At 54.0% G+C, this 24,793-nt stretch carries 20 protein-coding genes; 10 read left to right on the top strand and 10 right to left on the bottom strand.

Annotated features, from left to right (window positions below):
* Positions 1-136: 136 nt before the first annotated feature.
* A complete protein-coding gene (locus L5470_RS03400; protein ID WP_499498336.1) occupies positions 137-1,381 on the top strand; it encodes an FAD-dependent hydroxylase in 1,245 nt (414 codons plus the stop codon).
* On the opposite strand, the gene L5470_RS03405 is transcribed toward L5470_RS03400, so the two are convergent.
* The 3 genes from L5470_RS03405 to L5470_RS03415 all read right to left on the bottom strand — a co-directional run bounded on the left by L5470_RS03405 (position 1,378) and on the right by L5470_RS03415 (position 5,033).
* Positions 1,378-2,487: a zinc metalloprotease gene (locus L5470_RS03405; RefSeq protein ID WP_499498158.1), complete on the bottom strand. Its 1,110-nt coding sequence runs from the start codon at positions 2,485-2,487 to the stop codon at positions 1,378-1,380. The genes L5470_RS03400 and L5470_RS03405 overlap by 4 nt on opposite strands.
* Before the next feature lie 3 nt (positions 2,488-2,490).
* Complete coding sequence (locus L5470_RS03410; protein WP_499498160.1) at positions 2,491-3,795, bottom strand: hypothetical protein; 1,305 nt, start codon at positions 3,793-3,795, stop codon at positions 2,491-2,493.
* A gap of 80 nt (positions 3,796-3,875) precedes the next feature.
* On the bottom strand, positions 3,876-5,033 hold the full coding sequence (locus tag L5470_RS03415) for an RNA-guided endonuclease InsQ/TnpB family protein (protein ID WP_499498162.1): 1,158 nt from the start codon (positions 5,031-5,033) through the stop codon (positions 3,876-3,878).
* Between the two features lie 134 nt (positions 5,034-5,167).
* Between L5470_RS03415 and L5470_RS03420 the strand changes: the two genes are divergently transcribed.
* Positions 5,168-6,139 (top strand): sodium:calcium antiporter, encoded by a 972-nt coding sequence (locus tag L5470_RS03420; protein WP_099798752.1) that lies wholly within the window; start codon positions 5,168-5,170, stop codon positions 6,137-6,139.
* Between the two features lie 141 nt (positions 6,140-6,280).
* Positions 6,281-7,390 carry a DNA polymerase III subunit beta gene (dnaN, locus tag L5470_RS03425; RefSeq protein ID WP_099798751.1) on the top strand — a complete coding sequence of 370 codons (1,110 nt, stop codon included), beginning with the start codon at positions 6,281-6,283 and terminating at the stop codon, positions 7,388-7,390.
* Here dnaN and L5470_RS03430 read toward each other — a convergent pair.
* Entirely contained in the window at positions 7,387-7,998 is a 612-nt protein-coding gene (locus L5470_RS03430) for a CPP1-like family protein (RefSeq protein WP_499498165.1), read from the bottom strand. The two genes, dnaN and L5470_RS03430, sit on opposite strands and share 4 nt — an antisense overlap.
* A gap of 613 nt (positions 7,999-8,611) precedes the next feature.
* Between L5470_RS03430 and bchL the strand changes: the two genes are divergently transcribed.
* The 3 genes from bchL to L5470_RS03445 are packed head-to-tail and all read left to right on the top strand — an operon-like array spanning position 8,612 to position 11,295.
* A complete protein-coding gene (gene bchL / locus L5470_RS03435; protein WP_499498167.1) occupies positions 8,612-9,469 on the top strand; it encodes a ferredoxin:protochlorophyllide reductase (ATP-dependent) iron-sulfur ATP-binding protein in 858 nt (285 codons plus the stop codon).
* Between the two features lie 45 nt (positions 9,470-9,514).
* Positions 9,515-9,895 (top strand): DUF5331 domain-containing protein, encoded by a 381-nt coding sequence (locus tag L5470_RS03440; RefSeq protein ID WP_099798748.1) that lies wholly within the window; start codon positions 9,515-9,517, stop codon positions 9,893-9,895.
* Between the two features lie 23 nt (positions 9,896-9,918).
* Complete coding sequence (locus tag L5470_RS03445; protein ID WP_499498169.1) at positions 9,919-11,295, top strand: ferredoxin:protochlorophyllide reductase (ATP-dependent) subunit N; 1,377 nt, start codon at positions 9,919-9,921, stop codon at positions 11,293-11,295.
* Between the two features lie 112 nt (positions 11,296-11,407).
* Here the strand turns inward: L5470_RS03445 and L5470_RS03450 are convergent, their stop codons facing one another.
* Positions 11,408-12,709 (bottom strand): PrsW family glutamic-type intramembrane protease, encoded by a 1,302-nt coding sequence (locus tag L5470_RS03450; RefSeq protein ID WP_499498171.1) that lies wholly within the window; start codon positions 12,707-12,709, stop codon positions 11,408-11,410.
* A 154-nt stretch (positions 12,710-12,863) separates the two neighbouring features.
* Here L5470_RS03450 and L5470_RS03455 point away from each other — a divergent pair, with 154 nt between their 5' ends.
* The 3 genes from L5470_RS03455 to L5470_RS03465 all read left to right on the top strand — a co-directional run bounded on the left by L5470_RS03455 (position 12,864) and on the right by L5470_RS03465 (position 15,706).
* A complete protein-coding gene (locus L5470_RS03455; RefSeq protein WP_099798745.1) occupies positions 12,864-13,646 on the top strand; it encodes a hypothetical protein in 783 nt (260 codons plus the stop codon).
* A gap of 338 nt (positions 13,647-13,984) precedes the next feature.
* The gene (locus L5470_RS03460; RefSeq protein ID WP_198406232.1) at positions 13,985-14,818 is read left to right on the top strand and encodes an acyl-CoA desaturase; all 834 of its coding nucleotides are present in this window, start codon (positions 13,985-13,987) and stop codon (positions 14,816-14,818) included.
* Positions 14,819-14,824: 6 nt separating this feature from the next.
* Positions 14,825-15,706, top strand: coding sequence for an SDR family oxidoreductase (locus L5470_RS03465; RefSeq protein WP_499498174.1), 882 nt, complete (start codon positions 14,825-14,827; stop codon positions 15,704-15,706).
* Here the strand turns inward: L5470_RS03465 and L5470_RS03470 are convergent.
* From L5470_RS03470 to L5470_RS03485, 4 genes are all read right to left on the bottom strand, one after another.
* Positions 15,659-16,747 carry a hypothetical protein gene (locus tag L5470_RS03470; RefSeq protein WP_499498176.1) on the bottom strand — a complete coding sequence of 363 codons (1,089 nt, stop codon included), beginning with the start codon at positions 16,745-16,747 and terminating at the stop codon, positions 15,659-15,661. The genes L5470_RS03465 and L5470_RS03470 overlap by 48 nt on opposite strands.
* A 66-nt stretch (positions 16,748-16,813) precedes the next feature.
* Complete coding sequence (locus L5470_RS03475; RefSeq protein WP_499498178.1) at positions 16,814-19,978, bottom strand: efflux RND transporter permease subunit; 3,165 nt, start codon at positions 19,976-19,978, stop codon at positions 16,814-16,816.
* Positions 19,979-20,034: 56 nt separating this feature from the next.
* Positions 20,035-20,481, bottom strand: a complete 447-nt coding sequence (locus L5470_RS03480) for a cysteine hydrolase family protein (protein ID WP_499498180.1) — start codon at positions 20,479-20,481, stop codon at positions 20,035-20,037.
* Between the two features lie 137 nt (positions 20,482-20,618).
* Positions 20,619-21,923 (bottom strand): RNA-guided endonuclease InsQ/TnpB family protein, encoded by a 1,305-nt coding sequence (locus L5470_RS03485; RefSeq protein ID WP_499498182.1) that lies wholly within the window; start codon positions 21,921-21,923, stop codon positions 20,619-20,621.
* A gap of 316 nt (positions 21,924-22,239) precedes the next feature.
* Between L5470_RS03485 and L5470_RS03490 the strand changes: the two genes are divergently transcribed.
* Complete coding sequence (locus L5470_RS03490; RefSeq protein WP_099798149.1) at positions 22,240-23,433, top strand: GNAT family N-acetyltransferase; 1,194 nt, start codon at positions 22,240-22,242, stop codon at positions 23,431-23,433.
* A 225-nt stretch (positions 23,434-23,658) separates the two neighbouring features.
* Here the strand turns inward: L5470_RS03490 and dnaJ are convergent, their stop codons facing one another.
* A complete protein-coding gene (gene dnaJ, locus L5470_RS03495; protein WP_198406121.1) occupies positions 23,659-24,786 on the bottom strand; it encodes a molecular chaperone DnaJ in 1,128 nt (375 codons plus the stop codon).
* Positions 24,787-24,793 lie beyond the last annotated feature (7 nt).

The raw sequence follows: 24,793 nt of genomic DNA on the forward strand, positions 1-24,793 counted from the left end.
CGTGAAAAGCTTTTTATTATTATATTTACAAAACGTTACGCAGGAATGGCCGACCCCGAAATTCCTGTGGCTCAGGAGAGCGCGTTAAAATCCAAATGGAACTGCTCAGTTGCCTTATTGCACCCAAACTCCTGTGATGACCTCTTCGTTTCTGCCGTTCGACCCCTGTGCTCCAGCCGTTCCCTGCCAATTACCGCCGGTGGATGTGGCGATTGTTGGGGGGGGAGTGGTTGGCCTTAGTTTAGCCTGTGCCCTGCGCCAGAGCGCTCTTAAGGTCGCCGTAATTGAAGCGGTGCCCACCGCCGGGGCGATCGCCAAGGGGCAAGCCTACGCGCTGCATCAGGTGTCGCGACAGTTTTTTCGTGAGATTGGGGTCTGGGAGGCTTTAGCCCCTCGGATTCAGCCCTTTGAGCAGGTACAACTTTCGGATGGTACCTTTTCCCAGACAGTGCGTTTTGACCCGCAGGATTTAGGCACGGAGGTCATTGGTTATGTGGCCGAGCATGCTGTGCTGGTGGACACGCTACAGGCGACGCTCAAGGCGGCCAGCAATGTGGTGGTCTATTGTCCATGGCGAGTGATAGAAACTCAAGGGGGGGGCGATCGCGCTCAGTTAACCCTAGTGAGTGCTGACTTGGCTCAGCCACAGGTGGCTCACCTCAGCGCCCGGTTGATTGTGGCGGCGGATGGAGGTAAATCTGCTGTGCGGGAGCAAATGGGTCTGAAACCGTGGGGCTGGCATTACCCTCAATCCTGCGTTGTGGCCACCCTCAACGTTGTCCATCCCCAACCCGTCCTGGCCTACGAGCGCTTTTGGCCCACCGGCCCGCTGGGGGTGTTGCCTTTGCCGGGCGATCGCTACCGTGTGGTCTGGACGCTGCCCCATGAGATGGCGGCGGCGGTTCTGGCGCTGGAGGATGCTGCCTTTTTAGAGCGGTTGCGGCCTTACCTTGACCTCGCTATGGCAGAGATCACTGGCGTGAGTGAGCGATTTATCTTTCCCACCCAACTGATGCAGGTGAATTCCTACGTGGGCGATCGCTGCGTGGTCATTGGCGATGCGGCGCACCGCTGTCATCCGGTGGGAGGGCAGGGCTTAAACTTAGGCTTGCGAGATGTCTGGGCATTGGCAGCACAACTACAGGCGATCGCCCCCCAAGACATTGGCAGCTACCCTCAACTGCGGCAGTTTCAGCGGCAGCGGTTTTGGCAAAACAGCCTGACCTTGGCCTTCACCGACCTTCTGAATCGTCTCTTTTCCAATGATTGGCTCCCCCTGGTCCTGCTCCGTCGCGGTGGTTTGCTGGCTCTGCGATCAATCCCAATCCTGAGGCAGGCCGTGTTGCGATTCATGGCAGGTCTCACCTTCTCGGTGTCTTAAGGAAAGCGCTGCGATCGATAGTGGTAGAGCACAAAGGGAACAACAGGGGTGAGAATGACCAAGAAGCCATACAGGCCAACCACAGTGGCTAAATCCGTATGGAAAAAATCCCGCGCTAGGCGCACCAAGTCGTGATCAATTCCCCCTTTGCCCATGAGGTAGAGTTCCCGAAACACATCGTTGAACTGCAACTGCCACGCAAAGCGCATATTAAATAGCACAATAAAAAAGCCCAGCATGGCATAAAGGGGGCGCTCAATGGCGTAGCGACACCCCCAGCCGCTCAGCGCACGGTAGAGAAAAATCATCGCAAATAGGAGTTCAAAGCCGTGCCCCATCGCTACAAAGAGCATCTCGTGAATGGGACTCAGGGCAAAAAGAGTGTAGATTGCGGTCAATACGCCAAGGGCGATCAATAGCGGCCGATGGTGGCGACAGTAGTAGGCCAAGCCTGCTAACCCAGCGTAAAGCAGCACCACTAAAAAACCGACGCGATCGCCATGCAGCGTCACGCCACCGCCGTAGCGAAAATCAAAGGCAGGAATAGCCGGATAGCCAAACAGCCATGCGGTGAATGCGTGCCCCAGTTCATGCACCAGCGTGATTAATGGACTCAACAAAAAGGTGACCCGCTCGGAACTGAGCACCAGTAGCGCCAGACCGAYCCCTGCCACAATCACCTGCCAGTCGTTGCTAGTGAGGTCTTGCCCAGGCAGACTCACCTTGCTCACGGCTAGGGGAGGGGCTGGAGACGGTTGTGGTGAGGCAGTGCGCAGGAGGTCGCCCTGAGCCACCTTCTGTAGGCGACTGCAGCTAGTGAGGTCAAGGGACGTTTCCCACAGCAGAGCGTCCTGATGGTAGGCGCTAACAATGGCACTAAAGGTTGGGTAGGTGGGCCACTGCACCAGTTCGCGGCTCAACAGCGTCAGGGCGATCGCCGCGGGCACCGGTGCTGGACACAGTAACCCCAAGTATAAACACTGGCTTTTGTGCTGCACCTCAACCTGAATCCCCTTCGGAGCCAACGCTTGGGTGAGTAGGGTCTGCACTGCCCCCAGATCCCCCATGGCGGCTGCTTGCCGCAGCGAGTGCTGTGCTGTGCCCATGGCTTACTCCGATTTGAGCCGCCGCTGCCAGTCGCGATCAATTCTCTCTGATTGTGCGAGTTCCTGCTCAAGAAGATCTTGATCAGAGCGGTAGGCAAGGTTGTCCTCATCAACCTGTCTCTCTTGGGCGTAGGCTTGAGCCGCTCTCAGTTTGGCTTGCACCTCGGTGCTGGGGTTCGCCAAAATTGCTGCATAGCGATAGCGGCGGGSATTGCGATCGCGAATGCGCTGATTTTGCCACAGTAACCAGTAATACCGTCCTAGGGGAATTCCCAGAAAGCCAAGGCCATACCCCAGTAACACCCAAAAAATAGAGGCAACAAAGGCCACTAGCCCCCCTAACTCTTGGGCAATCTCGCCATCCCCCAGCAGGTACCAGAGCATAAGGGCACCAATGAGGTTGACACAGCCAAGGCCAATCGCCACCATAATTTGCCACGCCGGTGCACGACTAAACCGCCAGAGGTGTTCCTCTAGGATGGGGGGTAAGGAGGGCTGAGGCCGCCGCCGTTGCCCTGCGGTGGTTTGCAGATCAGGAAACCGGTAGATAATTTGACCCGTTTCAGTTACCTCGGGGCGGCCATTGAAGTGGCTGAGCACCGGAATCATAAAAGACTCGTCATCGCTGGGGCGATCGCCGAGATCAAGGTAGGGGGCAATCTGCTCCGCTATGACGGCTCCTTGATGTTGGCGAATAACTTGACCAATCAGTTGCCAGCGGCGCTCCTCAAGATCGGCATTGGGGTTACCGTCCCCAAATAAAAACGAATAGACCCCTTCAAAGAAGTTCATCTCTTCGCTGTCATCTCTGCTGCGCCCTCTCGTTGCGCTGCTGGACACCGGCGATCGCCGTCGCGAGGAGGTATCCCCAAAGAAAAACCAAAAGTCCGGAAAAACCCACCAACGAATGCTGCCACCACCCCATGAACCACCCTCGCCATTGCTATCGTCACTATTGCGGCCTTGGGTTGCTAAGGCAATGAGAATAATGGCGATCGCCAAGAAAATCAGGACAATAGACACCACGAGGAAAATACCAAAGGAGATGCGAATAAGATAAAACAGCACCCCCCAGACCCGCTGCCACAGTGCATGGAGTTGCAGTTGCCAATACTTTGCCTGCAAAATACTGCGAAAGTTGGGGGGCAGCACGTAGGCAATATCGCCACTTTCAGCAACTTGCAGCGTACCGCCGACCTCCCCTGCCAAGGCAAGGAGACCCCTTTCTGCCTCCTGGAGTGGCAACCCCACCGCCGCTGCCACATCCCCGGCAGTGACACGGTAGCCAAGGGTTTCAACAGCCCGCATTAGTCGGCGATCCACATTCATCAAAACCTCCCGACCCCACTATGGGCTAAGGCTCTATCTCTACTGTAAACTTCCCCGCCCTAGAAGGGCGAGGCTTTCTGTAGCCCTCCGGCTATCTCGCAAGCCAGCCAGGAGCCTCCAGGCAGCGTTACGGACTGCCCCAAAAGCGCAATATTGATTGCTCCATTTAGGTCTGCATCACCAATCCATCCGCAATGCCCACACTTGAACTTTTTTTCAGTTCTCAGCCCAATATGCAAGCAACAATGGCAGGTTTGACTGGTATAGGCAGGKGGTACAGCAACCACCTCAACTCCTTCCTTGATACCCTTGTATTCCAAGAATTGTCGCAACTGATAGAACGCCCAACTGTTAGACCGTCTCCGCTCGGTCGTGTTTCTCGGTTGCTGGTTGATTCTATCTCGAATGCCTGTCAAATCCTCGATAGCAACAATGGCATGGAGTTGTTTTGCTTCACGAATGATGGATGCACTGATGGAATGATTGAGCCATCGCTGAAAACGTCTCTCCCTCCCCGACAGCCGTTGCAGGACTTGTCGGCATCTACGCCGACTCGACCGTGTGCCCTTCGAGGCTTTTTGCTGGAGCGATGCTCTCACTTTGGCGAAATGATCTCGGACTTGATTCAACTGCTTAGCATCCCAACCTTGATCGGTACTAGTTTTAGCGATTTCACGCCGACCGAAATCAACGCCAATCCCCTTGTCCGACCGAATGGGTTCAGGAGCTTCGTCGCTCAGTTGAATGTGGATGTAGTATCTTCCATCTCTGTGCTTGCACAGTTGAGCCGAAGTGGGTTTACACCCCTTCAGCTGGCCGCGCTGGTAGTGTCCTATTTCCAGTTTGATGTGTTCTCTACATCCCAGCAGGGTCAGGCTAACTGTCCAATCCTTCTCCCGAAAAGAGAAGATTCGGGCATCGTAGTCTGCCGAAGTTGGACGAAACGCTTTGACAGGTTTGCCCTTCACTTTGGCTGTTTTTCGATTCGCCCCAACCCTGGCACAAACCCTGACTGCCTGATTAGCACTCAACCCAAACTGTTCTCGCAGGTCGTTATAGACCAACGACTGAATCGTTGTTTTGCTGGTTGTTTTGGGTTTGACTCGCTCATTGGCATAGTTGCAAGCAGCAGCAAACGCCTGAAGCAATGCCTCAATCTTGGCATTTTGTTCGGGTGTGGTTGCAAGTTTGCAAACTAGTGTCAGAGTTTGTTTCATCCTCTTATATTCTCACCCGTGACTATGAAAAACAAGCGTACTAAACCTGGCAATTTCGGGGGTATTGAACCCCTCTCAATTGCCGCTCCTGTCCCTCCCCGACCTGAAGGTGCGGGGCTTCTCGGAGGTTTTCTGTGACTATCCTCTGGGGACTGCTGATCATCCTTGGTGTTGCTTTAATTGTTTGGGGAGCCGAAGCTTTCGCTGAACACTTGGGTGCTGCTGCTGTGCGATTGCGCGTGAGTTCCTTTGCCTTGGCGTTACTGTTAGCTGGTGCAGAACCTGAAGAGCTTGCTACGGCAGTTGCGGCCTCCCTCAAGGAGGTGCCGGCGATCGCATTTGGCGATGTAGTAGGGGCGAATATCGCTATCTGTTTAGTAGCGTTGGGAGTCGGGGCGTGGATTGCACCGCTACCATTTAGCAAGCGGGTGATGGCCTACGCCTTGGTAGGGGTACCCATTGCTGTCATTGCAACTGGGTTTATTTGGAACGGAGAGATTAGTCGTCTTGAGGGGCTGTTCTTAATTGGGCTGTACATTCTTTATGTTGCCATCATCTGGTGGGTTGAACGTAGGCCACCCGCGTTGGGCGAAACTGCAGAGCTAGAAGAAGCGTTAGAGGAATTTGCAACTGAGCAGGCAAACGGTATGCGGCAGCGAGTCAGCCAAGAGGTATGGGTTGTGGTGGCTGGGGTGCTTGCCATGGTTGCAGGCTCGATCCTCATTGTGGAGGCTGTACGCCAAATCAGCCAAATTGAAACGACCCAAATCAAATTAGCACTCTCTCTCGTTGGGTTTGCAACCGCCTTTGAATTGGTGATTCTAGCTTGGTCAACCGCACGGCGAGGTGTAACAGAAGCCGCTGTTGCCGGGGTTGTCGGGTCTTTTACTTACAACGTAACAATGACGCTAGGGGTAGCGGCGATCGCCCGACCCTTAAACATTGTGGATGCTAGCCTATTGCACGTGCCGCTCATCGTCATGCTGGGGGCGTTCGCATTAGTCATCGCCCTCGCATCCTACAAGGGCTATCTGCATAGGGGCGCAAGTGTCGTTTTACTGTCTGCCTACCCACTTGTTCTTATGCGTTTACTGGCAGAGAACTAACCCCAAATGGCCGTGGTGAACGTTGCCCAAACACCCTCGTTCCCAAGGATAGAATCCAGCGACTATGTTGAAATGTATTAGCGACTCATGCTACCGTACCAATCCTGTCCCGCCCTATCTTGGGGTACCTTGGAGATTTAGATGAAAGTTGTTTGTTCACAGACTGCCCTCAGTAGTAAACTGGCTCCCCTGAGTCGAGTTGCCCCCAGCAATCCTTCCCACCCCATACTGGCCAACATTCTGCTCCAAGCTGAAGGTGGTCGTCTTGGTCTTTCCGTCTTTGACCTTAGCCTTGGTATGCAGATTTGGCTAGATGCTGAGGTTAAAGTGAGCGGGGCTATCACCGTCTCCGCCAAACTGTTTAGTGAGATGGTGTCTCGGATGCCCAATCGGGATATTGAAATCACCGCCGAAGACACCCGCGTCATTCTCGACTATGGCACCGGTCACTTTGAAATTCAAGGTATGAGTGCCGAAGAATTTCCCGCTCTCCCTAATCTGGACGACATCCCCCCCATTACTCTCCCTGCTAACACCCTCCGGGAAGGGTTGCACAGCACCCTCTTTGCTGCCAGTGCGGATGAAAGCAAACAAATCCTCACTGGGTTGCACGTCACCTTTGAAATCGATCGCCTTGAATTTGCCGCCACCGATGGTCATCGTCTTGCGGTTACCCTCACCGAGCAGCCCATCCCCACCGCTCTTTCCCCCATCACTATCCCTGCCAAATCTCTCAAAGACCTAGAGAGACTCATGTCTAAGCAAGATAGCGAGATTATGCTCCGCTGTGACCCCACCCAAGTGGTCTTTGATATTGGTACCGATGCCCGCATTACCAGTCGCCTCCTTGAAGGCCAATATCCCAACTATCGCCAACTCATCCCCAAAACCTTTGAGCGACAAGTGACAGTGGATCGCCTCGCCCTGAGCAATGCCCTTGAGCGCATCGCCATTCTCGCGGCTCAAAAAAATAATGTCGTCAAAATCAGTATTAATGCCAGCGAGCAACAACTGAATCTGTCTGCCGAAGCCCCCCAGCTCGGAGAAGGCAAAGAGGATCTACCTGCGCAAATTTCTGGGGACTCCATTGATATTGCCTTCAACGTTAAGTACTTGCTTGATGGGCTAAAAGTGATGGACAGCACCGAGGTGCAACTGCAACTGAACAGCAGCACCCAACCTGCCATTCTGCGTCCCCTTGGCGAGACCCAGATGACTTACCTTGTCATGCCGATCCAAATTCGCAATTAGCGCAAAAAATTGCTGGTGAGCCAAAAGGTCATAAATACGCCTAACCCAACGGTTTGATCGACGCTCAAGAGTACTCCTAGGACGCCAAGGTGATAGATACCAACGGCTACCACAGCACCAACGATGAGGGCAATCAATGTGAGTAAAAAGGCGCGACCCAGCCGCTGTTCTTTGCGCTGTAACCACACAAGGTTAAAGCCAACGCCTAGGGAGAGCACCAGCGCGATTGTATCTGGATTCGCTTGAGAGATACCGATCGCCATCAGAGCAGCGTAGACTGCCGATGTAATTACGATGCCGCGCAAGGATGGCATATCCAACTGTTGCTGCCACCACTTCAGTGCAGGGTGAGTGCTAATACGATTGATTTTGGCCGGTGCTGACTCGGCCAGTCGCTCGGCATAGCGGATGCGCTCTGGTACTTTGATTTTGCCTTCCTGTCGCTGGCGCAAGCGATCCATCAAAATGGCATCGTAGGCAGCTTCAATTTCTGTGCGCTGCCGCTCGTCCCCCGGATGGGTGGCGATTAACGCATCCCGTGCTTCCTTGATTTGCTCAAAGGAAGCATCTTCTGAAACTTGGAGCTTTTCGTAAGGGTTGTCACTCATGGCGGAGTTGTCCATTGGCCATTTATTTGGAGCAGTGTCAACAGTAAGTCTAAGGCCACCTTAGCATCATGGCCTGCCCTCAAATTCTAGCAAGTTGTTATCGGGCAAGCGTTTCCATTGGTATTCTTCCCCCAATCAAACCACTGGAGCTACCCCTAATCGTAACAAAAATTTTACTTTCAGTAACTGTAATTATTTTTTACAATACGTCTGCCCTTTAGGGGTTCACGACCGTTTCTAGGCGATCCAGATCTTGGGGGCGATCGCCCCCCTATTTTTTGGGGTACGACATCCTTGGCGATCGACTCGTAGGGAGGGAATGAACACTGCTCCTGACATGGAAAGTGAGCAGTCCCACCTGCAAAAGAGCTTTTTATATTTTTATACTTTTTATATAAAAGATAAATAAAAAAATAGCTTTTTCGAACCTTATAAAATTTCTATGGCTTTTATCAGAATTTAAGAGCCAATAGTAATTCTTAGATTTTTTTAATTATTAACTAGAATTTATTACAGAAAAAATATTTTATGCTCCCTCTCCCCATGTCCAGCAATGCCCCTGAGAATAGCAATAGGTCATCGCGTTACTCCAATCATCACAGGGAGGCAAACCTTGAAGCTCGCAGTTTATGGTAAAGGTGGCATTGGCAAATCCACGACCAGTTGCAACATCTCGGTAGCATTAGCTCGGCGGGGCAAAAAAGTCCTGCAAATCGGCTGTGATCCTAAGCACGACAGTACCTTTACCCTTACGGGGTTTTTGATTCCCACGATCATTGACACCCTTCAAGCCAAGGACTATCACTACGAAGATGTCTGGCCCGAAGATGTGATCCACAAAGGCTACGGCGGTGTAGACTGCGTCGAAGCGGGTGGGCCGCCCGCTGGGGCAGGCTGTGGCGGTTATGTGGTGGGTGAAACGGTAAAGTTGCTCAAGGAACTGAATGCCTTTGACGAGTACGATGTCATTCTCTTTGATGTGCTAGGGGATGTTGTCTGTGGTGGGTTTGCTGCCCCCCTGAACTATGCGGACTACTGCCTGATTGTCACTGATAATGGCTTCGATGCTCTGTTTGCGGCCAATCGTATTGCTGCCTCAGTCCGGGAAAAAGCCCGGACTCATCCCTTGCGCCTAGCGGGGCTGATTGGCAACCGCACCAGCAAGCGGGATCTCATTGAAAAGTATGTGGAAGCGGTGCCGATGCCGATCCTCGAAGTGCTGCCCCTGATTGAGGATATCCGGGTATCGCGGGTCAAGGGCAAAACCCTGTTTGAGATGGCCGAACAAGATCCTAGCCTTAACCCAGTGTGCGATTACTACTTGAATATTGCGGATCAGGTATTGGCACAGCCAGAAGGGGTTGTACCTAAGGATGCCCCCGATCGCGATCTCTTTGCGCTGCTGTCAGATTTCTATTTGAATCCGACAACGGCCACACCGGCAGGCGATCGCCAACTCCTAACGGTTTAAAACTCCCCTAGAATACTCCACGGAACCCGATTCAATGGAGTGATCATGAATCCTGAGCAATTACGGCAAACGGTGCGCAGCAAGTGGCTGGCCTACTACCAAGAAAATCGACCTTGGATTGTCCGTCTCGCGATTTGGAGTAACTACCGTGGTCAGCGGCGGCCGTCCTCCAGCTTTATTTTGGGGGTCTTAAGTGCCCTAGAGCCACGCCTGTCGGATGCCTTGCCTGTGATTGTCGAACTGAGTAATGATCCCGACCGCATTATTTCTGCCCTTGGCCTGAACTTCAATCCCGATGAAGCACTAGCCAATGGCGACAACTCTGTGCCAGTGACGCCCGAACCGCGATTACTGCCCCCTAAGCCCTTTGTCAGTAATCGTGCTGAAGAACACGCTGAGGGTGCCCTGCAACATCGTCAACCCTAATTACCTCGCTGGAGACCCCTGCCATGACCACCACTGCTCCCAATGCTCTGAACGTTGAGTGCGAAACCGGAAACTACCACACGTTCTGCCCCATTAGTTGTGTGGCGTGGCTGTACCAAAAAATTGAAGATAGCTTCTTTTTGGTAATTGGTACTAAAACCTGTGGCTACTTCTTGCAAAATGCCATGGGGGTGATGATTTTTGCCGAGCCGCGTTATGCCATGGCGGAACTCGAAGAAGGCGATATTTCAGCACAGCTCAACGATTACGAAGAGCTAAAGCGACTGTGCCTGCAAATTAAGCGCGATCGCAACCCCAGCGTCATTGTCTGGATTGGCACCTGCACCACCGAAATTATCAAGATGGATCTAGAGGGACTGGCTCCCAAACTAGAGGCAGAAATTGGCATTCCCATTGTGGTTGCCCGAGCCAACGGTTTAGACTATGCCTTTACCCAAGGGGAAGACACCGTTTTAGCCGCCATGGCTGCCCGCTGCCCCACGCCCACCGCCGTCACCAATACCGAAGAGCACAACCCCATTCAACGCTTGCTGAACTTTGGCAAGAAAAAAGAAGAGGTGCAAGCGGAGGCAAGCCAGTATCACGATCATCCTCCCTTGGTTCTCTTCGGCTCGCTGCCGGATCCCGTTGTGACCCAACTGACCCTAGAGCTAAAAAAACAGGGGATTCAAGTGTCGGGCTGGCTCCCCAGCAAACGCTACACCGAGCTGCCTGTGGTGGGTGAGGGCTACTACGTGGCTGGGGTGAATCCCTTTTTAAGCCGTACAGCCACAACCTTGATGCGCCGCCGCAAGTGCAACCTTATTAATGCCCCCTTCCCCATTGGTCCCGATGGCACGCGGGCATGGGTGGAAGCCCTCTGTACCACCTTTGGCATCGAACCCCAAGGACTGGCGGAGCGCGAAGCCCAAACTTGGGAAAAACTGGCAGATTATCTCGAACTTGTGCGCGGCAAGTCAGTCTTTTTCATGGGGGATAATCTCTTAGAAATTTCCCTAGCACGGTTTTTGATTCGCTGTGGGATGCGGGTGCACGAAATTGGCATTCCCTACATGGATAAGCGCTACCAAGCGGCAGAGTTGAGCCTGCTCAGCCAAACCTGTGCTGCGATGGATCATCCCCTGCCCACCATCGTTGAAAAGCCCGATAACTATAACCAACTGCAACGCATTAAGGCTCTGCAACCGGATCTAGTGATTACGGGGATGGCGCACGCTAACCCCCTCGAAGCGCGGGGGATTAGTACCAAGTGGTCAGTGGAGTTTACCTTTGCCCAGATCCACGGCTTTGGCAATGCCCGCGATATTCTGGAGCTGGTGACCCGCCCCCTGCGGCGCAATCACGCTCTCGCAGGGTTGGGATGGCAGCAATTAGTGTAAACTATCCGACTCCGACTGCTAAGCGGTACGGAGCGGGCTTTTGGTAGCCCTGCAGTTGGCACGCCAACCACTGAATATGTCTAGAATATCTCAATCTAGGCTCAAGGCTGGGTCAGCGATGGCCGTAGAAGCGGGTAGCAAAGTTTTGCGATCGCGTTGGTGAGAGTTGTCGTGCCTTGAGAATGGCTGCGGTTAAAAATAGATAGGCCAAAATTCCAACCACGGCTAACCCCATGGGGCCAAAACTAGCCGCAGAGGCATTCCAGAGAGCGTGCAAAAACGCAGATAGCCCCAGCCCCACGATCACAATGAGCAGCGCATAGCGAGGGCGCAGTACACTCAAGCCAATGCAGTAGCCCAAGTAGCCGGTGTAGGCCATGTGGCCGGTCAGGGATCCCAACACCCGCGGAATAAGGACTTGTAAGCCTGCTAGATCCCCAAACTGCCCTGCAATCCCGGGCACATAGTGTCCGAGGGTTTCCATCCAGGTAAAGCCCAGCCCTGAGGCGGCTCCCAAAAGAATGCCATCCAATGGCTCCCAGACCCCAATCTTTTGTTGCCACGGACTGGGTAACCAGCGCCCCACGCCATAGGCCACAGCAATGGGCATCGCTTTGAGCAATTCTTCCATGAGTCCTGCGCCAATAAAATTATGCCCCAGCAACACCCAAAAGGAGGGATCAGGGGGGCGAAGTTGGCCAGGCAGCACGGTGCGAAACACATAGATCATGGCGGGCAAGATTGGACTTTGCAGGATCAAAATCTCAAGGGTCAGACTGGCTAAGAGTACCCACCACGGCTTGCGTTTGCCACATAGTTGATAGATGAAGTAATAGGCGGCACTACCTAGGTACAGCGCCAAAATCACCTTAAAGGCATTGGGGTTACCCGCAGCCGCAAAGAGCAGGATGACGGCAATGACCGTAACAATTCCGGGGACAAGGTAGGCTTTGCGCACCCAGTCGGGATGAATGGCGAAAATAGGCAGCAGTTGGGTGAGGGTCAGTTGCTGATCGGGAGTGGTGCTGACCACATCGGTGAGGGGCAAGTATTCCAACACAAATTCAGGGCCTTGGCGACCTAACTGAATGCGATCGCCCGCCTTCAGGAGCGTCTCCTGCTCGATCCGTTGTTGGTTGACGTAGGTGCCGTTCACGCTGCCTAGATCCACAATTGACCATTGGGGAATTCTGTTGGGGGCAGGCGTAGCACAGTTAAACTGAGCATGGTGGCGAGAGACCGATGTGTAGAGTTGGGAGTCAAGGACAATGTGACAGGTCTCCGGATCGCGCCCCATAATTGTTGGTTCCTGTTGTGAGAGCCAAAACTGCGCCATTTCCGGTGCCACCTGCCGCAGCACACCCGCATACTTGAGGGTTGGGTTGAGGGAAAAACGGGGGCGATCGCCAGTCATATCATGGGTTCCAATCCCTGGGTTTCACCACAGGCGGTCAATGACTAGAATACCTAGAATACTGAGGTCGGCACTCCCCCTACCAGCTAGCGAGAACCTGCATAGGACAGTTGCCAACGCCGTAGAGCGAACTATCTGGTTCAAGGGCAGTGAGATGATCAAGGTACTTTCCTTCCCGATGATGACGGAGCGGCAACACCCCCTCATTCAACCTCTTTTAGAGTGGTCAGATGAGGCATTGATTCATGGGTTTCAGGATGAGCGCGATCGCGGCTGCTACTTCATTGCGCTCTACTGTCGCTACGCTCCCTTGGTTTACAGTGTCTTGCAACACCATGGGAAATCGCCTGTACAGGTTGATTACCTCTTTGCCAAAATGTGGCATACCCTCTTTTTTAGTCTTGATCTCGTAGAATTCACGCCGACGGGAATTAGGGTTGGTGACGAAGAAGCTGCATCGCTGCGCAACTGGATTGTCAATCGTACTGCCACACTGATTCAAGAAGATCTGCCGGGTATCGAGTACATTACCTATACTCTGAAGGATGCCCCTCCCCCCCTCTGGTGCTATCTTGAGGCCAGCCTTGCGTATTTGCCTGCTCTCACCCGCTTGGTGTTGGTGACTACCCAAACCTTCCATTGGAGTTTAGAGCGAGTACGGGCGTATCTGGAAGTCCAAGGGGAAACGGTTAGCCTCGCAGAACTTCAGCAGCACCTAGAGCAGGGGTTAGATATGCTGGGCGATCGCCTCCCCAGCGATGTCCGTGAGATTTACTTGACCCCACCTTCATCTGTGCCAGCACAGGAGAGCGACGCCCTCTTTCCAGACACTACAGAGCAACTAGAGACCAACTCCACGCCGCCAGAGCCAGCCAGCCACTCCGATAGTAGTATTGATACGCTTCTTGAGGAATGGGAATTAATTTTGTCGAGTTAGCAAGTGCCCAAGGGTGTTGCTGAATGTGGCTATGAATTGCCCTCATCCCCAACCCTTCTCCCCAGGGAGAAGGGAGCTAAGAGTCTTGTTCCCTCTCCGTTGGGAGAGGGCTAGGGTGAGGGCGGCAAAAGACTCAAACCCGAAAGTTATACGTCTATTTAGCAACTATTTGGCAACTATTTAGCAACGCCTGCCCAAGCTGTCCGCATCGCCTCCTAAGCAAAGATACTTAGTGGGAACCGCCTATGTTAAAGTCTGATGGTAGTCGTGTCCTCTCTGGTGCCTAGGGCTGGATGGGGGTGACACGTGTAATGGCTACAGTGTTTACGGAAAAATTCATGACCCAAGCAACCGTTGCTAAACCGCCTTTTGCATGGCCTACAGCCTCTTTTATCATTTTTGTCCATCTGGGTGCGTTGCTGGCCTTTGTGCCCGGGATGTTTAGTTGGTCGGCGGTGCTGCTGGCCTTTGTTTTGCATTGGCTAACCGCTGGGATTGGTATTACCCTTGGTTGGCATCGGTTGGTAACCCACCGCAGCTTTCAAGTTCCCAAATGGCTCGAGTACGTCTTGGTATTTTGCGGAACGCTCTCAATGGAAGGGGGACCCATCTGGTGGGTGGGCTTACACCGCCATCATCACCTCTACTCCGATCAGCCTAACGATCACCACGATTCCCGTAAAGGCTTTTGGTGGAGCCACATTGAGTGGATGTTTCACCAAGTGCCAGCAGAGGCAGAAATTCCTCGCTTCACCAAGGATATTGCCGATGACCCAGTGTATCAGTTCTTAGATAAATATTTCCTGCCAATTCAATTGGTTCTGGCTGTGGTACTCTACCTATGGGGCGGCTGGCCGTTTGTGGTGTGGGGGATTTTTGTGCGTTTGGTTACGGTGTATCACACAACATGGTTGGTGAATAGTGCCACCCATACCTTTGGTTACCGCACGTTTGAGACCTCTGATTACTCCACAAACTGCTGGTGGGTTGCCTTGCTCACCTTTGGCGAAGGCTGGCACAATAATCACCACGCTTACCAGTACTCTGCTCGCCATGGCTTGCAGTGGTGGGAAATTGATCTGACGTGGTTAACTATTCGTCTATTGCAGGCGTTGGGCTTGGCAACCAAGGTTCGTTTGGTGGAGGCACCAGCGACTCCCTCGCAGGAGTAAGCAAGGATGCGGCTGCTGATTCTCGGCTGTGGCTATACGGGAGCGCGGCTGGGGCGATCGCTCCGCTCTAGGGGGGTTGAGGTGGTTGTGACCAATCGTACTGGGGTAAGGCCACCGGAACTGGCGGATGTGCCCTGCTACCCCTTCGATGGTGAGCGAACTCCCCTTGATCCGGCAGCGTTAGAGGGGGTGACCCATGTTCTGTCTAGTATTCCCCCGGATCGCCAAGGCGAGGATGCAGTTCTCAAGAGGCTGCTGCCACGCCTAGAACGTCAGGGATTGGTGTGGTTTGGTTATCTCTCAACAACGGGGGTCTATGGCGATCGCCAAGGCAATTGGGTCGATGAAACGACGCCGGTAAACCCCCAGAACCGGCGATCGCGCCAGCGGGTCGCCATTGAGCAGGCATTTCTCAACGCGGATCTGCCGACGCATATTTTCCGGCTCCCGGGAATTTATGGCCCAGGCGCCGGCCGTAATGCCATTAGTCGCATCCTTGAGGGGAAGGTGCAGCTTATTGATAAGCCCGGCCACTACTTTTGCCGTATTCATGTGGATGATATTGTCCAAACCCTAGAGCGATCGCTAGAGTCCCCCACTCCCCACGCAATCTATAACCTCAGCGATGATCAGCCGTCGGAATCCCTGCCGGTGCTGCTAGAAGCCTACCGTCTGTTGGGTCGTCCTGCGCCTGCGGCAATTCCCCTCGACCAAGCCGATCTTAGCCCGATGGCGCTCTCCTTTTGGCAGGAGTCGCGGCGGGTGCGCAATGACAAAATCAAGCAAGTGCTGGGAGTAACGTTGCGCTACCCCTCGTACCGCGAAGGGCTGGCGGCTATTTTACGGGATACTCCAGCCAGTGTACTCCAAGCTGGCCATGGCGCTTAACCCCTGCTGGAGGCACAGGCCAAAAACGCGACTGGCGGCAATCGCTGCGGTGCCTTGGAGGGTCACCCCCAGAAGTTTGCCGTTGCTCCCTAGGATCATCTCTCCCCAATTGGGGTCGTCAGCGGGGTAGTGAATGGTCTGTACCTGTACGGTTGGCCCCCATTGTCGCTGCGCTTGGCGGTGGTTCCATCCCACCCGTGCTAGGGGGGTCGGAATCGGCAGCCACCACGGCTGACAGCGGTACTGAAGGGGAGACGGGTGCCCCAACAGCAGGTTGGCGGCGATCGCCCCCGCTTCGGCGGCCGTCAACGACGGTAAGGTGTACCCCTTGTGCCACGCACCACAGGCGTAAATTTGTGGGTGACTGGTGCGCCCGTAACGATTTAGCAGCAACCAGCCATGGCGATCGGTGTTGAGGGGCTCAAGGTTGAGGGGAGCGAGGGCGGGGGGGAGCCGTGGTGTAGATCTGCCACACTGCAGCTGAACCGTGATCCCTAGGGCTTCTAAGGCCGCCTGCAGGCGATCGTTAAACCACGGGTCTTCGGTGGGAACGAGGCGATCGCCACCGACGTGCCACGCTTGATGGGAACAGTCCCCAGACCACGATTGCCAAGCCAGAGCCTCAGCAATCTCGACCCCCGTGCCCTGCATAACCGGCGTGGTGGGCAGCATAGCAGGTGGCGCATCCACCAAAAGATAGCCCCGTGCGTACAGCCTATCCTGTCCAATTTGGAAATGACACTGGGGCTGCCAGACAAACTTACCGGTGCCGCTGAGGACATCTATCCCTGATAGGTTCAAGACCGTTGGCGCATAGAGGCGCTGTCCCTGCTGAACCATGCCCTGAAACCGTTGCCAACTGGCCGCATCTAAACGCGAGGGTGGAGCCACAGATAACCACCAGCGCTGCCATTGCCACTGCCACTGGGGTTCTGGGGGCGGCAGTACTAGGCCAATGCGGCCAACAGGGGCATACCGATAGGCAACCTCGAGGGCGACGGGGCTGGCCGCAACCATGACAAGATCATAATCAAAGCGCATAGAGTCCTTGCGCTGCCTGGCGAGAGCTACTACCCACCTTAGCGTTTGTTGCTGCCCCCAGCACGATCATCGTTCCCGCAGCTCTTCGGGGGGAATCCCGTCAATCGGTACCGGAACCCTTGGCGATCGCTCAAAGCTATGCAAAATCACGTAAAAGCAGGGAATTAAAAAGAGCGTTAGCAGGGTGGCCACTGCCAATCCTGAAAATACAACAATGCCAAGGGGTTGTAGGAATTCTGAACCTTCCCCTAACCCCAAAGCCAAGGGAAACATCCCTACCACGGTGGTAATGGTGGTCATCATAATGGGTCGGAGGCGCGCAGGGGCTGCCTTGAGGATGGCTTGGGTGCGGCTGCCGCCCTCTTGCACATAAATCTCATTGGCTAATTCCACCATGATGATGGCGTTATTGACCACAATCCCCACCAACAAAATGGCACCCACAATCACCGTTGCACCAATGGCGGTCTGGGTCAGGTATAGCCCCCAGATCCCCCCGGCCAACGCTAAGGGAATCGTCAACATAATCACCAGCGGATCCAACAGGGAATTGTACTGGACGGCCATCACCACAAAGACAAGAAATGCCGCTAAGCTGCCCAGCACCACCAGCGCCTGTTGCAGTTGTTGATTAGCCGCTGCCGCCGTACTGGGCATGAGAGACACTCCCGCCGGAAACTCAAGGCTATTGAGAATCTCCTGTACTTGGGCTAGAGCCGCGCTTAAACGTGCCCCTTCCACCAAGTTACCGGCAATCATAAAGACCTGCTGCTGGTTAATGCGGCGGATTTCACCGGGGGCTTGGCTGGCCTCAATGCGGGCAACCTCCCCTAGGCGCACGGGACGGTTATTGTCCGTGAATAGGGGAATCTGCCTCAGGTCTTCGGGGTGCTCAATGCTATCGCTATCCAGTTGAACGCGAATATCCACGAGGCGATCGCCCCGCTGCAGCCGGGTAGGCACAAAGCCCTCAAGCGCCGTCTGAATCGTTTGCCCCAGATTGAGGGTATTTAAGTTGAGTTCGCTGGCGCGCTCCCAGTCCGGTAAAATTTGAATTTCTGGTTGGCGCGGGTCGGCATCGGGGCGAAAGCGCACCAAGGTGGCTTTTTCATCGAGGGCTTGCAACACTTGGCGGCCAAAGCGATTCAACGTGGCCTCATCGCTGCCCCGTAGCATAACATCCACATCGGCACCGCGCACTGGCGAGTTCGTGAGGATAATCCCCCGCACCTGCCCCGGACTCAGGCGCAGTCGTACCCCCACGAGATTCAGTTGCTCTAGGGCTTGGGTGGCTGTCGTGATATAGCGATCGACACTCACCCCGGGCTTGAGAATAATAGTGCTGGAGCTGCGCAGGGGATTGGCAATGGTGGTGGTGCCAAAGAGCGCCCCCCCTGTAGTGGTGAACACATCTTGGGTTCCGGGCTGCTCTAGGAGAAGTTGATCCACTGCCTGCATGATGCGGCGACTCGTGGGTAAGGGGGTTCCTGGGGGAAAGATGGCGGTGAGGTTCACTTGCCCTGTGTTGATGCGCGGCAGCAGTTCTTGGGGGATGTGTTGTGCCAATAGCCAACTGCCACCCCCCAACAGGGCGATCGCCCCGCCAACGACGAGCCAACGCCCCCGCAATACCCGCACCAATGCTCGCTCGTACTGGGCTGTCAACCAAAGGAACTTGGCGTTAAACACGCGGATAGGTGCCACTTGACGCAACTGATTTTGAACCCGCAGCCCCAGTAGCCGCGAGGCTAAGGCTGGCACAACCGTGAGTGCCACCACTAAAGACGCTGCCACCGCAAAGCTAATGGTGAGGATCAGCTCGTTAAAGAGCAGAGCCACAAGCCCACCCAACAATAGAAAGGGCAGGATGGCAACTAGGTTCGTCAATGTGGAGGCTAACAACGCCGATTCAATCCCCCGACTGCGCCGCTTCACCTCTTCAAGATATTGCTCTTGGCTCATCTGCTGCGGGTTAATATCCGCGAGCGTTTCCAGCATCACAATGGCGTTATCGACTACAATCCCCACCCCTAGTGCCAGACCCCCCAAGCTAAAGACATTGAGGGAAAAGCCAAACACTCCCATCAGGAGCATGGCCGCCATGGTCGAAAGGGGAATGGCCAAGACAATGATTAAGGTTTGCCGTACCGAGCCAAGGAACAGCAGGACGGCGATCGCCGCCAACAGGGTTCCGGTCATCCCCGCTGTGGCCACATTGTTGAGGGAGTTGCGGATATACACCGATTCATCCAAGACAGGGACGATGTGGGTACCCGCAGGCACCAAATTTGCAGCTTGTAACGCTGCTAAACGGCGTTTAATGCCATCGGCTACTTCCACCGTATTGGCATCTGGTTGCTTGAGGATACTCACCTTGACGGCGGGTTGACCGTTGAGGGTGACAAACACCCGCTGCTCGGCACTCCCATCGATTACCTGCGCTACATCCCGCAGATAGACTCGCTGCCCCTGATGACCAGTGAGGATGACCTCTTCAATGTCACTGGCCGTGCGAAATCGTCCCACCGTGCGGGTTAAGGGTTCCGACTCACTGCCGCGAATCCGACCCCCCGACACATCCTGATTGCGATCGCCCAAGGCAGTCAAAAGTTGGTTTAAGCCCACCCCTGTGGCCTGCAATCGCTCTAAATCCACCAAAATCCGTACTTCCTCGGTGGTTCCCCCAGAGATATCCMCCCCCGCCACCCCAGGAACGATACTTAACTCGCGATCTAGGTCTTCATCGGCAAAGACCCGTAGCTCACGGCCACTGAGTTCCGCGGAGGTGAGGGCAAACTCATAGACCGGCAGTTGGGAGGGGTCAAACTTAAACAGTCGCGGCGACTCAATGACATCAGGCAACGTACTGCGGGCGCGGTTAAAGGCAGCAGTTGCCTCGTTAAGAGCCTGATCGACATCGCCCCCCGGCTCAAAAAAAAGGTCAATACTGACTTGGCCTTCGCGGGTCTGGGAATAGACTTGCACTACCCCCTCAGTGCGGCTCAGGGCTTCTTCAAGGGGTTTGGTGATCTCCTCAACCGCAACATTGGGCACCACCCCCGGACTATCCAAACGCACGCCAATCCGCGGATAGGTAATGCTGGGTAGCAAGTCCACTTGTAACCGCATTACTATAAAGACCGCCAAGACAATGACGGTCAACGTGAGCATTAGGGTGCCAATATGACGGGTAACGGCCAGACCGCTAAAACTAAACCGTGGGGAGTTCATACCTGATTCAGGTAACAAGTTACTGCTTAGACATGGCTACTGTAACAGATGGTTTCTTAGGCTATCATAGGCAGGCTAGGCTGCTCCGTGGTCACTCGGTGCATCCCAGCAGCAGCAAACTGGCTAAAGGCGGTGTTGGCGGTCTCGGTAAAATCCACTACTCCGGGCACAACCACTGGCGAGGTGGCATCTTCCAATAAGTAAATCTTTTGCGCTAGGTGGGGGTCGCGCTGACGAATCGCCGCCAGCAGATCTGCGACAGTCCAAGCCACACAGTGACTTTTGGCTTGCCCAGCAATAAAGAGCCGATCAAACCCCAACAGGTGGTCAATCAGCGCCGTATTCGCGCTGGCGATCGCCTCACCTTGGGGATCGGTCATCACTTCTGGGCGAAAAACAGAGTAGTGCTCCGTCAGCGGATGAGTGCCCTTGAGTTCGATGCGCGTTTGCTGCTGCCGCGCAATGGTATGGAAAAAGCAGGCTTCTTCAATGGCCGATACCAAGGCGTGGCCAATTCCCCCCAACATCGAGTGGTATGGCCAAATAGTTAAGGGAAACTTACCACCAGCACTTAGCTGGGAAACGTAGTACTGGGCTTGACTTCTCCCCTCCTTGAAAGAGAGGGGATTCCCAAAGGATGCTACGCAACGGGCTGAAGCCGCGTTGCTTCGCTTTTCCCTTGAGCTGTCACCCACAACTTAATACGGGTGGGGGCAGTCAAAGACCCCCTACCAACTCCGCTCAGACTCAATCCAAGCATCGTCGCTACTTTACGCAGGATGTTGGCAGCGCCATTACAATCCGCGTTGATGTACCAATTCTGAGCAGTCCTGAACAAACCTCGCTTCGTCCGCTTCCCCGATGACTTCCAGCTATCAGGTTTTTCACCGAATGTCGGCAAAAAGTCACCATCCACAAACGATGCTTGAGAGGTATACGACTCCTCAGTTTCAACAAACTCTATCCCGTACTGCTCCGCTAACTGAGCAATCCGCTCTTTCAGTCTCGCAGTTGGGATCTGCACAAACTTCTGATTGGTCTTCTTGCCCAAGTTGGAACCGTCCTTTTGCCGCGGGTTCCAGCCAAATACAATCCGACCAATCCGGTTACGGGTGCAATGGTCAATCACAATCCTAGCCGCTTTGTTTACTGCATCACGTATCTGCCGATTGCGCTTCTCAGTGAGTTGTGCCAGCCGCTTTGACCAAAAGCCTTGAGGCTTACCTTCTTTCAGCTTGGCAATTTGCTTGTTGTACCAGCGGTTCAACGATTTAAGATGCCTCCCATCCACTATGAAGCTGGTTTCTACATTGCTGACGCAGGTGAGCCAGTTGTTTAATCCCGAATCGATGCCCAGCACCCGCATCGGGTCTACATCAATCTGAACAGGTTTCAGCCGATAGACAAACTCAGTGTAGAAACACCCATTGCGCGGCAGAATCCGCAGTTCCTTGATGTCCTCAAATTTGAGATTGGAGGGCATGGGGACAGTGAACGAATCAATCTGAAACCACACTTTCACTAACTGCCCCAGCGGAACCCGGATCATCCCATCAACCAACTTCAGCGCTTGTTTGGGATAGCTGACTACTGCCAACCCTCCCTTCTTGCGGTAATTTGGCATCCTGGGTTTCTCTGCCAGTTCTCCACCTCGCCACAGTTTCAACAATGCTCGGTAGGACTTAAACGACTCGTAGACCGAAATCAAGGTTTGCTGTGCAGCCTGGGAGTAAAGAGCTTGGAAGTGCTTACTGGTCTTGTATTCGTAACTCAGGCTATGCTTGCCAATCCACTGCCCGGTCTTAAAGTGCAGTTGACGAGCATAGTAGATGCCCTGATTGGTTAGCTTGTTTGCCTCAGAGCAGACAAATTCCATCACCCCCCTAAGTTCGTTATTGGGGTTGAGCAAAACTTGCTGACATCCAAACATGGTGAGTTTATGCAACAATTGTCTGCAGCGTAGCACAGATAGACAAACAGGTGAACTATGGACTACCAGAAAAGCCGCAATGCATCGAATTAAGGGGCGAACTGCACGGTTCCTCAGACAGGAATTCCCTAATCCATTAATGACCTTACTAGGGGCTAAAGCCCCCTGAGTTGGCTGTATCCCCTCGCTAAAGCGGAGGGGTTTTAGCCCGCCCACATCACTCCTATAAGGGGTTGCCGCCTCGACGACGCACCGGAGGCAATGAGCGCCACACGTATGGTCTGAAGATGCAAGTTGCTATAGTACAACAGATGCTTTTGCACTCAAGGGTATGGCTAAGGCGGAACTGGCTGCTAACTTAACGATTCAGTGGGTCAATGCTATTGCAAAGGTGCCCCAAGAGCAATGGGATGCCCTTGCGTTGCCTCTCAAGACCCCTTTTTTTGAGTGGGAGTGGCTCCATCAAATTGAGGCATCCGGCAGCGCAACACCCCAAACGGGGTGGTTACCGCACCATTTACTGGTGTGGCAAGAGACACCCCAAAAGAATCGTGAATTAGTAGCGGCAGCGCCCCTCTACATCAAAGGCCATAGTCAAGGGGAGTTTGTTTTTGATCATCAGTGGGCCGACCTAGCGGAACGGCTGGGGGTGCGTTACTATCCGAAGCTGTTGGGTATGGCACCCTTCACCCCCGCAGAAGGCTATCGTTTTTTGATGGCTGCCGAGGCGGATGTGGCCTTCCTTACGAAGGTGATGCTCCACGAAATCGATCGCCTTTGTGCCCATCATCGTCTGTCTGGTTGCCATTTTCTCTACGTGGATCCGCAGTGGATGCCCTACGCCACAGCCTATGGCTATCAGCCATGGCTACACCACAGTTACATCTGGCACAATCACAACTACCAGACGTTTGCGGACTACTTAGCGGCTTTTAATGCCAACCAACGCCGTAATATCAAGCGGGAGCGCAAGGCCGTTGCCCAAGCGGAACTGACCTTTCGGGTCCACCATGGCAATGACGTTACTGGGCGGCTGTTGCGGCAAATGTACGATTTCTATGCCGATACCTGCGACAAATTTGGCTGGTGGGGCAGCAAGTATCTCACCCGAGATTTTTTTGAAGCCCTCAGCGATCGCTATCAGCACCGCCTAGTGTTGTTTGCCGCCTACCCAAGCCAAGGAGGCCACCAGCCTACGGCCATGTCCTTTTGTGTCACCAAGGGAGATCAGCTTTACGGTCGCTACTGGGGCACACGGCAAGATATTGACTGCTTGCACTTTAGTACCTGCTACTACGAACCGATTGAGTGGGCGATCGCCAACGGTATCCAGCGGTTTGATCCCGGCGCTGGCGGCAGCCACAAGAAACGCCGCGGCTTTCCGGCAACGCCCAACTACAGCCTCCATCGATTTTATGAGCCGCGCCTTGCCCAGATCTTTGATCACTACCTTGACCACATGAATGCCGCAGAGCAAGACCGCATTGAAGCCATCAATAGCGAATTACCAATGAAACAACGTTGACATCCTCTCCACCCAAATCAAAGATTATGCATGGAGACAGAAATATTGAAAGTCGATACATAAACAGCGATGCAGTATTGAACAAGTTAGTTGAGCAGAGCTATTAAGTTTTGAGCGAATTCGAGGGATCAAGAGCAGTTTACAATCAAGCAATCACAACAGTTGTTGACATAGTCCCCATGCCTGCTGGCTTGCTTCCGCGTAGCGGTAGGCAGGGGCGTTACCCTAGCCGCCAAAGAGACCCCCTAAAAAGTTTTCAAGGCCGCCTTTCCCAAGGCGCTCACCACGAATCTTCGCTAATTTTTCTAGAAGTTCTCGTTCCTCATGGCTAATACGGGTAGGAATTTCCACCTCAATTGTAATTAAGTGATCGCCCCGCGCCACCGGATTACCCACCCGTGGTACCCCATGACCTTCCAAGGTAAGCACTGTTCCTGGTTGGGTTCCGGCTGGAATGGTTAGCTCTGCCTCACCATCCACAGTGCTAACCATCACCCGACACCCTAGAATCGCTTGCAAGTAGCTAATTTTAAGCCGTGAAAGAATGTTGTTGCCATCTCGTTGAAACTCGGGATCAGGCTCTACAAACAAGTAAACGTACAGATCCCCTGCAGGCCCACCGCGTTGACCAGCATCCCCTTCCCCCGACACCCGCAACCGCGTACCGGTATCAACCCCTGCTGGAATTGTAATCTTTAACTTTTTACTGACTTGAATATGTCCTTGGCCACCACAGGCCTCGCACCGATCTTCCACCATCGAGCCAGACCCCCCACAGGTGGGACAGGTGCTCAACTGGGTGAAACTCCCAAAGGGGGTGCGGGTTGAGCGTCGAACTTGACCCACACCGTTACAGGTACTACAGGTAACAGGGCGAGTGCCAGGCTTGGCACCACTGCCTTTGCAGGCTTGACAGGTTTCTAGATGATTGACGCGAATTTCTTTTTCGCCACCAAAAATAGCTTCTCGAAAGTCCAACCTCAAGTCGTAGCGCAGGTCATCGCCACGGGTTGGCCCCGGACGGCGACGACCCGTTGTACCGACCCCTGTGCCAAAGCCGCCAAAGAAGGTTTCAAAAATATCGGCAAAGCCTCCCATATCGCCAACGCCAAAGTCACTGAAGCCAGCTGCTCCAGTCACTCCGGCCTCCCCAAAGCGATCGTAGTTGGCGCGGGCTTGGGGATCCGACAATACCTCGTAGGCGCGGTTGATTTCCTTAAAGGTTTCCTCAGCGCCTGCCTCTTTATTGACGTCGGGGTGATATTTACGGGCTAGACGCCGATAAGCTCGCTTTAATTCCTCGGCATCGGCAGAACGCGAGACACCCAATATCTCATAGAAATCACGAGCCATAGCCACA

This window comes from Synechococcus sp. PCC 6717, assembly GCF_022698185.1.
GTDB lineage: Bacteria > Cyanobacteriota > Cyanobacteriia > Thermosynechococcales > Thermosynechococcaceae > Thermosynechococcus > Thermosynechococcus lividus.

Coding starts and splice junctions, on each gene's coding strand:
- L5470_RS03445 (WP_499498169.1), top strand. CDS start 9,919: ATGACCACCACTGCTCCCAATGCTCTGAACGTTGAGTGCGAAACCGGA.
- L5470_RS03450 (WP_499498171.1), bottom strand. CDS start 12,709: ATGACTGGCGATCGCCCCCGTTTTTCCCTCAACCCAACCCTCAAGTAT.
- L5470_RS03465 (WP_499498174.1), top strand. CDS start 14,825: ATGCGGCTGCTGATTCTCGGCTGTGGCTATACGGGAGCGCGGCTGGGG.
- L5470_RS03455 (WP_099798745.1), top strand. CDS start 12,864: ATGATCAAGGTACTTTCCTTCCCGATGATGACGGAGCGGCAACACCCC.
- dnaJ (WP_198406121.1), bottom strand. CDS start 24,786: ATGGCTCGTGATTTCTATGAGATATTGGGTGTCTCGCGTTCTGCCGAT.
- L5470_RS03470 (WP_499498176.1), bottom strand. CDS start 16,747: ATGCGCTTTGATTATGATCTTGTCATGGTTGCGGCCAGCCCCGTCGCC.
- L5470_RS03490 (WP_099798149.1), top strand. CDS start 22,240: ATGGCTAAGGCGGAACTGGCTGCTAACTTAACGATTCAGTGGGTCAAT.
- dnaN (WP_099798751.1), top strand. CDS start 6,281: ATGAAAGTTGTTTGTTCACAGACTGCCCTCAGTAGTAAACTGGCTCCC.
- L5470_RS03400 (WP_499498336.1), top strand. CDS start 137: ATGACCTCTTCGTTTCTGCCGTTCGACCCCTGTGCTCCAGCCGTTCCC.
- L5470_RS03460 (WP_198406232.1), top strand. CDS start 13,985: ATGACCCAAGCAACCGTTGCTAAACCGCCTTTTGCATGGCCTACAGCC.
- L5470_RS03430 (WP_499498165.1), bottom strand. CDS start 7,998: ATGAGTGACAACCCTTACGAAAAGCTCCAAGTTTCAGAAGATGCTTCC.
- L5470_RS03440 (WP_099798748.1), top strand. CDS start 9,515: ATGAATCCTGAGCAATTACGGCAAACGGTGCGCAGCAAGTGGCTGGCC.